The sequence below is a fragment of the Streptomyces sp. NPDC001634 genome, assembly GCF_040298185.1.
In the GTDB taxonomy this organism is placed as follows: domain Bacteria; phylum Actinomycetota; class Actinomycetes; order Streptomycetales; family Streptomycetaceae; genus Streptomyces.
This window is the reverse complement of the sequence record NZ_JBEOZU010000159.1, coordinates 1-10907: the sequence shown is the minus strand read 5'-3', so window position 1 is coordinate 10907 and position 10907 is coordinate 1. Positions and strand designations below refer to the sequence as shown.

Below are 10907 nucleotides of genomic sequence, written 5' to 3'. Positions count from 1 at the left end.
ACGACCCCGTCGCCGCGCGCGCAATCGCTGCGCGCATCTGGGACCGCACGCCCGGCACCGCACCCCCGGTCCAGATGGCCAACCAGATGGGCATGGTGTTTTCCAGGCTCGACTGCAAACCCCGCTGGCGCGAGCGCCTGCCCGAGATCGAGGTCCCCACGCTCGTCGTCCACGGCCGCCGCGACCGGTTCTTCCCCGTCGGCAACGGCGAGGCGATCGCGCGCGAGATCTCCGGGGCACGGCTGCTCGTCCTCAAGGAGGCCGCCACTGCGATCCCCGATGCGGCGGTCGGCGAGGTCACCGAGGCGATGCTCACGCTCGGATAGAGGACGGCGGGTGCCGCGTGGGTCTGGCCTCCACGCAGCAGTGGACGTCGGAGGCTCGATCCGGCCGCGCGCACGCGATCGGCACGATTCCAACCCGAGGTTGTCCAGGATGCTTCTCTCGATCCATGTCCCGTAAACCCACGGCTTCTGCCGTAAGCGCTCCACGTCGAACTTCGTAGTCATCACGGAAGCGCGGCCACAACCAACTGAAGCACTCCCGACCACACGACCCCACCAGCAAGATCACGATCTAAGGCTGGATCATTAGGTCCGGCCTTGGACGACGACGGAATTCGTTCAGACCAGACACCTAATTGCCGTTGACAGTGCCGCAATTAGCCCTACGGCGATCAGGATGGCAATAAGGCGGACGGTCTTGCGGGTGTCTTCGATGGCTCGCTGGACCGTCCGCCACCATTCATCTCCCATGTGTTCACCACCTCCTCCCGGATAATCAAAAAGCCCGGTGACGAATCTCCTCCTCCCCTCCGCTGTGCGGAGTCCGTACTCGGCCACGAGGCCGAATGCGGCGCATGAGGTGAAGGCTCCAGATCGACTCGTCAGCTGGCGGGCTGACCTGTCGGTCCTTCAGTACTCATGCGGGAGGTGGGAAGCCGTCAACCGGGCTCGCATACCTCACCCCTGACTCCTCTGCTGCTTGGCGGGCAGCTGTGGAAACTGTTCCACGCAGAGGGCAGGCGCTAGCTATTAAATTGTTCAACGCGTAATGGGCGTTGGTGGAATCATCTTGCACGCGTTATCTGCGGGCGCCAAGTTGCCCTGTTCAGCGGGAAATTCGGAGCGACAGCAGAAGATACAGAGCCTGTCAGATCGGGTCCGTCCGCCACTCCTCTCGGAAGCCGGGCCGGTCTGCGTGCGGCAACGCGAGGACGTACACCACCGGGGCCACGTGTTCGATGGTCTCGACCAGCCTGTTCTCTTGTCGATGCAGTGGGGAGAACTCGTCTGTGTCACTATCGATCACCTCGCGCATCCGCGCGCGCAACGTCGAACGGCCGTCGGCAGCGGTCGTGTAGAGGTCGAGGATGCGCCGCTTGGTATCGATCTCCCGCAGCATTCGGCGGGGATCGTGCTCCGTGACGTGCGCGCGCCGGTACCCGCCGTCACTTCCGGGATCAGGTCGGCGCCACGCGCCGAGGTCACCTTGCCACCCAGTTCGCCATCCGGCTGGTACACCCAGTCCAGATTCCTCTTGTCGATCGACTCGTCGGCCTCGTAAGCGATCCGCTCGTCTTCATCGAGCTGGGCGCGGAGCCACCGCCCGTACTCGCGGGCCGCTTCCAGGGCTGGTCCGGGCATGACCGCGGGCCTTCTCGTCTCCAGGAGTGCTCCTTCGCCTCGGGATGGTGAGGCGGCTGTGCGGTCACTCTTCAGTGCCGAGCATGCGGCCGCGACACCCCGGTCATCGCCGTCATGGAGCTCTCTCCGCTTCCAGCGGCCGTGTTCGTCGTCGTCCGGCATGTGCCAGCGGCCTCGGGTGGGATCGGCGCGGATCGTTCCCGCCCTGACTCCGATACCACGCCCCCAGGTGCTCGGCGGTGTAGAGCCCCATACCGCGCTCGTGACCTTCCGAGGAACAAGAACAATCGCCTCATGCCAGGCAACCTGGCCTCCGGCTGGCAGGTCATCGAGGCGTCAACCCGCCGCCCTGGCCCAGCCATCCGCAACAATTGACACTTGCTCTGGTCACGGGGTGGTGGTCTGCCGTAGCGGCCGAGTCACCTTGCAGACCCGGGGAGCCCATGAGGTGGTGGTCAGTTGGCCTCCTCCCCTGCGACCAGCGCATCGAGCGCGATGCGCAGCTCGACCAGTTCGGCCGGGGTGGGATCGGCCGGTTCGTGCGGCACCAGCGCAGCGGGGTTCACCAAGGGGGCGGTGCCCTCCGGACCAGGCGCAGCCGTGGCGCGGGCAAGGAGCGTGCCGTTGTCGGGCGGCGGGGTGCCGAGGCCGTCGCTGAGCCGCCGCAGTGCGGCCGTGAGCGGGGGCTGTGGGAAGGGGAAGTCCGTGGGGAGCAGCCCACCCTGCTGGGTGTGGTCGTCGCCGCGGAAGTCCAAAGTCCAGTTTTCCCAGCCCGGCAATGGCCAGTTGTGGATGCCGGCCACGGTCTGCACTGCCCAGAGCGAGACGGTGTGGGCTTGAGGGTCGAAATGGACGCCGCCGTACGGCATGTCTGTGGGGGGAGGCGTGGTCGGCGAAGCAGCGAGCAGGTCGATCAGGCCGGGGCCGTCGGCGATGTGCTCGATAGGCTCCCGACCGCTGCCCCACGCGCGAACGCTTCCGTCGGGCAGGCGCAGGGAGACGACGGACCAGGGCTCGGTGTTCTCGGTGTCCGCGAACCAGGAAGGCTCGAAGGTCTCGAACCAACCCGGCGGACGGGTCAGGTCCCTGCCGAGGCCGAGGTGGTGCGTCAGATCACCCATGCCGTCGTGCGCGAAACGGACGTCCCAACCGGGCCATGTCCGGGCCAGTACGGCGCGGGCGGCGAGGTGGTCAGCCCAGCTGTCCGCGAAGGCGAACCACAGCAGGATCCGCTGGTCGTGGTCGACGAGTGCGGCGCCCTCGCACCACACATCGTCGAGCCATGCGTCGGTCTCCCGGTTGGCGCGGAAGCAGCGTGTCGCCGCGTCCGGACCGGGCAGCAGATCGTCAACCACCCGGTTGGCGGCCCAGTGCGATTGGTACCGCTGCCAGGCGCCGTTCTTGACCACCACGTACTGCGCTCGTGCTCCCATGACCGGCGAGGCTAGCGCCACTGGACGACGGGCGACGAACGCTTTTCAGGCGACGAGCTCGGGTTGGTCTGCAGCGACTCGGTGAGCGCTTTGCTGGTGGCCTCCTGGCTGGCCGGGCCGGCTACTGTGTGAGCGCAGCACACGCCCGTCGAGGATGGTCGCGTTCCACGAGATGCCGCAGAGCAAGCGCTGAATTCAGCTCGCCCACAACTCTTGGCCATGTCTCTCGAGGACATCGAAACGGACAGTCAGGCCCACAGGGGCAGCACGGACCTGCGACGCAGAACAAACCAGCGTGGCAGAGGCAGTCGAAGATCGCCGAACGTCCGGCGCCTGACCGGTGCCGCATAAGCACCGTCAAAGACAAGACCCCACCGCCTTCAGCCGGCCACCCGCAGCCAGTACTCCTCCCCCAGGGCTCTGGCTCCGACCACTACTGCCGACGGCTCCGCTGAGGTGAGCACCATCCGCTCCAACCGAGCAAAAAGCTCAACGCGACGCCTTGGCCACAGGTCAGCCCCCTTCAACGCACCCACGAAGCGCCGCAGCTACTGCCCACCTTGAAGCTCACCGACCCGGACTCCAGCTCAGTGAGGTGAGCAATCCGCAGGTCATGCCGCCGGCGCCTGCTCTCTGACCCGGGGCCGCGACAATCGAGCTCCCGTACCCCTTCTGGTGAGTGGGTCGAGGGCGGCGGGGAGTGCCATGCTCTGCGCCGCCGGAGCGGCGGTAGCGTCGACTCCCGTCTGCCGCATTGGTTTTTGCGGCCAGTAGCACCACGCGGGCCGTCTGCCTTCCGGGCTGGCGGTCCCGTCAGAAAACTGCGGGGGGCGGAACGTGAACAGACAAGACCGCGCAGACGTGGTGGACCGGGAGATGGCCACGCGCTTGCTGCCCGATGCCGCTGTGATGGCGTTGGGCCGCTGGTGGAGCGAGAACGCAGGAACGTATGCGGACGGGACGCCTGGCGCGCACACGATCCGCTACACCCCCAGCCGCTGGGCGCAGATCACCCCATGGCCTTCGGCGCTGGCTCTCACCTCCCACACCGGTGATGCCGGGGTCAGCCGGGCGGAGGTGACCTTGATCGTCGCGGACGCACTGCGGCGCGAGGCCTTCAAAGAGGCTCTGGTCGCGACCTATGTGTGGGGGAAGGGAAAGCGCGGCACCCCCCGCGGCAGCGGACCGGCCACGCTGCAGAAGATCCTGGCCGCCGAAGGCCTGGATGCGGCACTGGCCACCGCGGTCACCGCGTTGTACGAGCACGGCTCACGAGAGGCTTACACGGCGCTCCACCAGCGGATTCCCGGGTTCGGGCGGTCCTTCTTCACCAAGTTCCTGTACTTCACCGGCAAGACACTGCAGCCTGCGCATGGCCCTGGAGCGCTCATCCTCGATCGCATCCTGTCCCTGCGCCTGCGGTCGCTCGCGGCCGCCGTCGGCCGGGAGACCGGCCACGACCCCGACGGCTCGATCGCATCCTGGGTGTGGGCGGACTGGAACTGGTCGCCCCACCGCTACGAGGTCTACCTCTCCTTCATGCACGCAGCCGCCCGCCAACTGGCCGGCACCGACGGCTGGCCGTCCGGTACGGCGCCCGACCTGCTCGAATGCGCGCTGTTCAACGCCGCATGGGAGACATCCAGCTGAGGGCACGGCAGGCGGTCGCTCCGCCGTGTCAGGCGCTCTGCCCACCAGGGAGCGCCGGGGGCCGGGCGCGGCGGCTGTCGGGCTTCCGGCCGACCTGGAGCGCGGCGGCGCCCTCGCCTGCACCATCGGTGAGTATGCCAAAACCGCCTTACAGGTGGCCCGCGCCTGCATGCCGGGCGGCCACTACCTGGACCTGGCCGCCGACCCGACCGCCACCTCCCGGCTCCGTGACCTGCACGAAGAGGCGGCAACGGCCGGTAGCACCCTGGTGACCGGCGCCGGATTCGGCGTCCTGGCGACGGAAGCCGTCGTCGTCACGCTGTGCGCCAACCGCCCCGTCCCCAGCCATGTGCGCGTGGACGCCCTGTCCTCGATGGCCACCGAGGCCGGCGTCATGGGTGCTGCCTTCGCCGCCTCCATCATCGACGTGCTGACCACCGGCGGACTCCGCTACGAAGACGGCCGCCTGGCCAAGACCAGGCTCGGCGCAGATGTGCAACACCTCACCCTCCCCGACGGGCAGAAGGTGAAATCGGCGGGAGCCCCCTCGGGCGAGCTCATCGCCGCGCAGCGGGCCAGCGGAGCGCCGAACGTCACCATCACTTCCGCCCTGGCCCCACCGGCGCGGCCGTACGAGCGATCCTTCCGCTCGCCGGGAAGCTGCTCTCCATCCCAGCACTGCGCCGCTTCGCCGTCCGCCAGTTGGCCTGCCTCCGTCTCAAGGCGGCCGCCCGTCCCCGGCAGCAATCCTGGGGACACGCCGTCATCACCTGGCCGAACGGCACCAGCCGAGAAGGATGGCTACGCATGGCTACGCGCTGATGACGGCATGGACTACACCGCCGGCGCCGCCGCCGAAACCGCCGCACGCCTCGCCCGCGGCGAAGGCAAGCCCGGCGCCCACACACCCGCAGCCGCCCTCGGCCCCGACCTCACGACCGCAACCGGAGGCACCTTCATCCTCCGCTGAGGACACCCCCTCGCTCTTCACCACGCCGTGCCAACGGCAACGGAACCCAGCCGGCGGCACTGGATCGGCCTGGGAGTCACACGGTGCCAAGTTCCACGCCTTCACAGCACGGAGCATGCGTGGGCGGCTGACCAGGTCGTGGAACACCTCGATCAGGCGGTGGAAGGTGTCCTTGTCCCACGTCTCCGGGCCAGGGGCCACAGGTGAAGGATACCGAGACACCGTTCGATGACCTGGGAAGGGTCCGGCAGGTCGCGGGGTCGTCGACGCATTCCTCGTCGAACGCTTCGACCAGGTAGCCGTTGTCGGCGAACTCCCCGACGATCCGCGCGAAGTCGCGTGGGTGCAGATCTTCTGAGGGTCTCAAGGTGCGCAAGCAGCCTGCTATCGCCGCCAGGAGGCAGGCCAGCCGACGGGGGCTTGCACCCACCCCGACACGGTCGGCAGATGTACCCTCGGGACATGCTTGACGTGCCGGGCGATGGAAGCGCCGGTGATCTGCCCGAGTGGTACATGCCGCCGCAGATGATCGGCGGATACGTCATGGGACCAGTACTCATCGGGCGGTCGGATGGGCTCGTGGTGGCCGCCCGGCAGGTACTGGCCTATCCGGTCGGCATTGAGGTCGAGGTTGAGGCCCATGCGCGCGGATCATCGCCCGGCGGCGTGCGGCCTGGCCCTGTTGGCTTCGCCGGGCATCCGCAGTTGCGTTTCCGTGTCCGGCTCGCCGACGGGCGGAACGTAGCCCAGGATGACGAGACCGGGCTACGCAGCGGGCGTGGGCCGATGCTGGTGATCAGCAAGTCCGAGAGCAGCTCAGGTGGACCGGATGACGGCGAGGACGTACGCCTGACCCTGTGGATATGGCCGCTGCTGCCACCGGGGCCGGTGACCGTGACGTGCTCGTGGCCCCACCGCGGGCTTCACGACGCAAGCCTCGTCCTGGACGGAGACGCGATTCAGGCTGCTGCTGGCCGGGCTCAACCGTTTTGGCCGGAACCCAGCCCCTGAACGGTCACACGGCATCCGCCCCGGATGTAACCCTCAGAAGATCCGCACCCAAGTCGCGTCGCGTGTCCCGCGGCATGCTGCCGTCGTGTGACAGCCCGCTGCCCCGGCGTTGCGGCCAATGGGGCCAGGGTGCGGCCGCGCGCCGGAACTCGGCTGCACGGCGGACCGGATCGGCGAACCACTCCCGCTGGTCCACACCGGCCCGCCTGCCCAGCCGGGGGCGGTCAATGCCCGCGGACGACCTCGCTGTCAGCTCCCTGCTGAGCGATCATTCGCGATTCCTGATCGGCAGCCGAGTCGTCGCGAGGCGCTGAGCGGCCGATCAGTCAAAGCCACCCGCGGCAGAGCGTTTCCAACCACACTCGGCGCCCCTGGGCGTGCCAACCATACGACGGGCTCACCAGTCCCGCAACACAACGTAGGCAGCGCTTCTTCAGCTGGCGAGGTTCGCCACCTGTGGCGCTCGGGTGGCGGCACCCGGATCATAGGCGGAGGACGATCAGGGCGATGTCGTCGCGGGCGCCACTGCTGACGCCGAGGTGCGCGAGCAGGGCGTCGGCGAGGCGTTCGGGGCTGTGTCGGGCATGGCAGGCAAGCGCGTGGGTGAGACGTTGCAGGCCGGCGTCGATGTCCTCGCCACGGCGCTCGATGAGGCCGTCGGTGTAAAGGACGAAGGTGTCGCCGGGGGTGTAGGGCAGGTCGGCCTGGGGGCGGGGGATGTGTTTGGGGCGGGCCCCCAGCGGAGGGTCGGTGGCCTGGTCAAGCAAGTCGCAGGTGCCGTCTTGGTGGAGCAGGACGGGGGGCGGGTGGCCGGCACTGCTGTATGTGATGCGGCGAGCGTGGGTGTCGACGACCGCTTGGACGACGGTGGTGGCCAGCGCACCCTCCACATAGCGTGCATACAGGCCCAGGACGTCCAGGGCACTCGCGGGCCCTTCGACCGCCCGGACGGAGGCGGAAAGCGCGCTACGGAGCATGCCCATGACGGCGGCGGCCTCCAGGCCGTGGCCGACGACGTCGCCGACCGCGACGGCGAATCTGTTCTCGGGCAGGTCGACCACCTCGTACCAGTCGCCGCACACGTTCAGTGACCCGGCCGCGGGCAAGTAGCGCACCGCGGTGTCCCGATGCCGGGCCAAATGGGGCGAGTGGAGCATGGCCTCCTGGAGGGTGACGGCGACCTGGCGCTCCCGGGCATGGGCTTGGCGCAGTTCCTCGTTCAGTCGCCGGAGCTCGCGCGCCCGTGCGTACAGTTCGACCTCCATCGCCTCCGCGTCGCTGGGCGCCGTGCCTTCTCGCGGCCGGCGGTGGGACAGGATGAACGCGGTCACATCCTCCCCCCGGTGGATGATCCACGCCACCTCCCCACCTGGCCCGAGCACCGGGGTATTGATCGCGGACCACCACCGCTCCTCGAACACGCCGGGCTGGTCGGCCACGGGAATGTCGTACTTCTGCGGCGCCATCGTGTCCGGCTCCTTCGAACGCAGGACACGCTGCAGGGAAGCGTGCAGATTCCGTACCCCCTCAGCATCCGGGTCCGCCGGATTTTCAGGGAAGGCGTCAAAGAGGTACCGCCCGAGCAGATCCTCCCGAGTTCGGCCAGTCACCCGGCAAGCTGCCTCGTTGACGTCGGCGATCACCAGGTCCGGGCTGAGCACCATATAGGGGCTGGGGGTGACCGCGAACAACGCCCGGTAGTCGATCCCCGACCTCGCCACGCGCTGCGGCCGTGCATCCTCATCAGGGATGTTCCCGTCCCTCACCCCTACGTTCTACCGTGCGTCGGCGCCGTCGGCACCTGGGCCGCCCTTTGGCGCGGGGGCCGGAGGGGGATCGGTGCGGGCGCCAGCCGCGTGCTGATGAGCGCGCACGATGGTGGAGTCCACCGCGATGTCCCAGTCGATCTCACCTGCGGCGTCGGCTGCGGCCTGGACCTGCCGCAGCAGCCGTTCCCAGGTGCCGTCGGCAGACCACAGCCGGTGGCGTTCATAGACCGTCTTCCCACGGCCCGTACCTCTCGGGCAAGTCACGCCACTGCACCCCGGTCAGCACCCGGTGCAGAATCCCGTCGATCACCTGCCGATGATCGCGCCACCGGCCACGACGCCCATTTCTGACCGGTAGGAGCGGCTGAAGCCGTCCCCACTCGGCGTCCGTCAGATCACCCCGCCCAACGGCCAGACCAATGACCGGGCAGGAAAACAGTCACACGATCAGGTAGGTCCTAGTCCTGCGGAGGAAGCGCTGGCGCGTGTCGCTCACCGCGTGACACATGCAGAACCGCTTTTCCAGAGACACGGCGCCCGCGGAGGGCCTCGGCGGCTTCGGCGAATCGGTCCCAGGATCCCTGCCAGCCGATCTCAACAGTGAGGGATCCCTCAGCGGCCAGCTCGGTGAGAACGGCCAGGTCCGGGCCGATATCCCCCTCGATGACGAAGGACGTCAGCGACTTGGACGGGCCGACGGTCGCATACGGGGGAAAGACAGCCGGCTCACCGGAAGTCCAGCCGACGCTCTGCACGCTGCCCCCAGGAGCGAGCAGGTTCCATGCCGCGACCAGTTGGGGGCCGCCGACACTGTCGATGACCACGTCGACCGGTCGATGGAGTCCCTCCAAGCCGATCAGCACCTCGTCGGCGCCGGACCCAACCAGCCCCTCCCCGCGGGCCGACGAACCCACGGACGCGATCACGTGAGCGCCGGCCCGCGCCGCCAACTGGACGGCGAACCGGCCGACCCCGCCGGAGGCCCCAGTGACCAACACCCTCTTGCCCGGCCCGAGCCCCGCGGCCCGCAGCGAGCGCAGTGCCGCCACTCCGGCGACTGGCAAAGCAACCGCCTTCGCCAGGTCCAAGGTCTTGGGCACCTCGGCGAGCGCACCCACATCGATCGCGATGCGCTCGGCGAACGCCCCTGAGGTCAAGGCCACCACCCGGGTGCCCACCGCCGGGCCGGTTCCGTCGGCGGCGGCCTGAACCACCACCCCGGCGGCGTCCGAACCGAGCACCGCACCCACAGGGACTCGACCGGAGCGGGCGTCGTTGAGGTCGCCGTAGTTCAGGGAAGCGTGGGAGACGTCCACCAGGACCTGGCCCGGCCCCGGCACAGGGTCGGGAACCTCGGCGAGGCAGACGGCGGCGGGTGCGGACGGATCGACGGCGAGAGCACGAACAGGCATGTCTTCCCCCTTGGTGCATGACTTGTAACAGCAGTCATCATCGGTAACCTTGCTGTCCGGCGGAAGGAGGCACATTAATGTCACGCAGTCACATCCGTGTTGCAGAAGCGGTGAAGGACGAAGCCTGCCCGGTCACCGAGGTACTCGACCGCGTGGCGGGCAAGTGGAGCATCGGGATCCTGACTGCGGCCGCCCATGGCCCGGTCCGCTTCACCGAACTCGAACGCGCCATCAACGGCATCAGCCGGCGGATGCTCACCCTCAATCTGCGCAGACTGGAGCGGGACGGGCTACTCATCCGCACCGTCTATCCGACCGTGCCGCCCAAGGTCGAGTACAGCCTCACGCCCATGGCCCGGGAACTCCACGCCTCGCTGACCGAATTGGTGGGCTGGGCCGAGCGTCACCGGTCGTCCATCGCCGAGGCCCGCGCCGCCTACGACACCGCGGCGGAGCGGTCACCCAACGTCGGCTGAGACGGGCCCGCACCGGCTCCCGGCTCGACAGCCAGAGGACAGCGAACGGCCCACCGTCAGCGTCATGAGCCCGTACATGATCGCCCGGACAGGTCCTGGGCGTCCCGGCGTCGGTCCCGGATCTCAGGGAGTTGCTGAAAAGTGGGCTGACTTGTAGGTGGCGACGGCGCCGACATTGGAGCTCGGGGTGCAGACGATCGCGCTCCACGAACCCCACTCCTGGAGTGCGACCGCCGCGGCGACGGTGATCGCCTTGCCATAGCCGTGACCGCGGTGTTCCCGGTGCACGCCCATCGGCTCGAGCAGCCCGGGCTTCCCCGGACCGGCCGACCACACCGTCACCGCCGCCACCGCGTTGCGCTGGTCGTCGTAGGCGACCAGACACCGGGCGTCGGCGTACGGCAATCCGGCCGCCATCGCGTGTGTATTTGGTCTTCGTGACGAAGTACCGACGCGGAGTCTTCAACGACGAGATGCTGACGCGCTGCGAAGAGGTCATGCGCAAGGTCTGCGAGGACTTCGAAGCGGAGCTGAAGGAGT

At 68.5% G+C, this 10907-nt stretch carries 11 protein-coding genes and 3 pseudogenes; 6 read left to right on the top strand and 8 right to left on the bottom strand.

Annotated features, from left to right (window positions below; genetic code table 11):
* Positions 1–326, top strand: a 326-nt coding sequence (locus tag ABT186_RS46055; protein ID WP_351930389.1) for an alpha/beta fold hydrolase, incomplete at its 5' end; no start/stop codon positions are given.
* A gap of 297 nt (positions 327–623) precedes the next feature.
* Here ABT186_RS46055 and ABT186_RS46050 read toward each other — a convergent pair.
* The 3 genes and pseudogenes from ABT186_RS46050 to ABT186_RS46040 form a co-directional block, all read right to left on the bottom strand.
* The gene (locus ABT186_RS46050) at positions 624–842 is read right to left on the bottom strand and encodes a hypothetical protein (protein ID WP_351231128.1); all 219 of its coding nucleotides are present in this window, start codon (positions 840–842) and stop codon (positions 624–626) included.
* Between the two features lie 310 nt (positions 843–1152).
* Positions 1153–1536, bottom strand: a pseudogene (locus tag ABT186_RS46045) (DUF6221 family protein); the annotation flags it as partial.
* Positions 1537–2101: 565 nt separating this feature from the next.
* Positions 2102–3079 (bottom strand): hypothetical protein, encoded by a 978-nt coding sequence (locus ABT186_RS46040; RefSeq protein ID WP_351930388.1) that lies wholly within the window; start codon positions 3077–3079, stop codon positions 2102–2104.
* Positions 3080–3916: 837 nt separating this feature from the next.
* On the opposite strand from ABT186_RS46040, the gene ABT186_RS46035 reads away from it, so the two are divergent.
* Entirely contained in the window at positions 3917–4729 is an 813-nt protein-coding gene (locus ABT186_RS46035; RefSeq protein WP_351930387.1) for an 8-oxoguanine DNA glycosylase OGG fold protein, read from the top strand.
* A gap of 25 nt (positions 4730–4754) precedes the next feature.
* Entirely contained in the window at positions 4755–5699 is a 945-nt protein-coding gene (locus tag ABT186_RS46030; RefSeq protein WP_351930385.1) for a saccharopine dehydrogenase family protein, read from the top strand.
* A 108-nt stretch (positions 5700–5807) separates the two neighbouring features.
* Here the strand turns inward: ABT186_RS46030 and ABT186_RS46025 are convergent.
* A pseudogene (locus tag ABT186_RS46025) lies at positions 5808–6039 on the bottom strand (hypothetical protein); the annotation flags it as partial.
* A gap of 122 nt (positions 6040–6161) precedes the next feature.
* Here ABT186_RS46025 and ABT186_RS46020 point away from each other — a divergent pair.
* On the top strand, positions 6162–6710 hold the full coding sequence (locus ABT186_RS46020; RefSeq protein WP_351930383.1) for a hypothetical protein: 549 nt from the start codon (positions 6162–6164) through the stop codon (positions 6708–6710).
* A 482-nt stretch (positions 6711–7192) separates the two neighbouring features.
* Here ABT186_RS46020 and ABT186_RS46015 read toward each other — a convergent pair whose 3' ends face one another.
* From ABT186_RS46015 to ABT186_RS46005, 3 genes and pseudogenes are all read right to left on the bottom strand, one after another.
* Positions 7193–8431, bottom strand: coding sequence for a PP2C family protein-serine/threonine phosphatase (locus ABT186_RS46015; protein ID WP_351930381.1), 1239 nt, complete (start codon positions 8429–8431; stop codon positions 7193–7195).
* 120 nt (positions 8432–8551) lie between these two features.
* Positions 8552–8894 (bottom strand): annotated as a pseudogene (locus ABT186_RS46010) (IS5 family transposase); the annotation flags it as partial.
* 43 nt (positions 8895–8937) lie between these two features.
* Positions 8938–9891: a zinc-binding dehydrogenase gene (locus tag ABT186_RS46005; protein ID WP_351237766.1), complete on the bottom strand. Its 954-nt coding sequence runs from the start codon at positions 9889–9891 to the stop codon at positions 8938–8940.
* 77 nt (positions 9892–9968) lie between these two features.
* On the opposite strand from ABT186_RS46005, the gene ABT186_RS46000 reads away from it, so the two are divergent.
* Complete coding sequence (locus ABT186_RS46000; RefSeq protein WP_351237764.1) at positions 9969–10367, top strand: winged helix-turn-helix transcriptional regulator; 399 nt, start codon at positions 9969–9971, stop codon at positions 10365–10367.
* 123 nt (positions 10368–10490) lie between these two features.
* Here the strand turns inward: ABT186_RS46000 and ABT186_RS45995 are convergent, their stop codons facing one another.
* Positions 10491–10784: a GNAT family N-acetyltransferase gene (locus ABT186_RS45995; RefSeq protein ID WP_351930379.1), complete on the bottom strand. Its 294-nt coding sequence runs from the start codon at positions 10782–10784 to the stop codon at positions 10491–10493.
* On the opposite strand from ABT186_RS45995, the gene ABT186_RS45990 reads away from it, so the two are divergent.
* Positions 10772–10907: transposase (locus ABT186_RS45990; RefSeq protein ID WP_351930391.1), on the top strand; the 136-nt coding region annotated here is incomplete at its 3' end. The two genes, ABT186_RS45995 and ABT186_RS45990, sit on opposite strands and share 13 nt — an antisense overlap.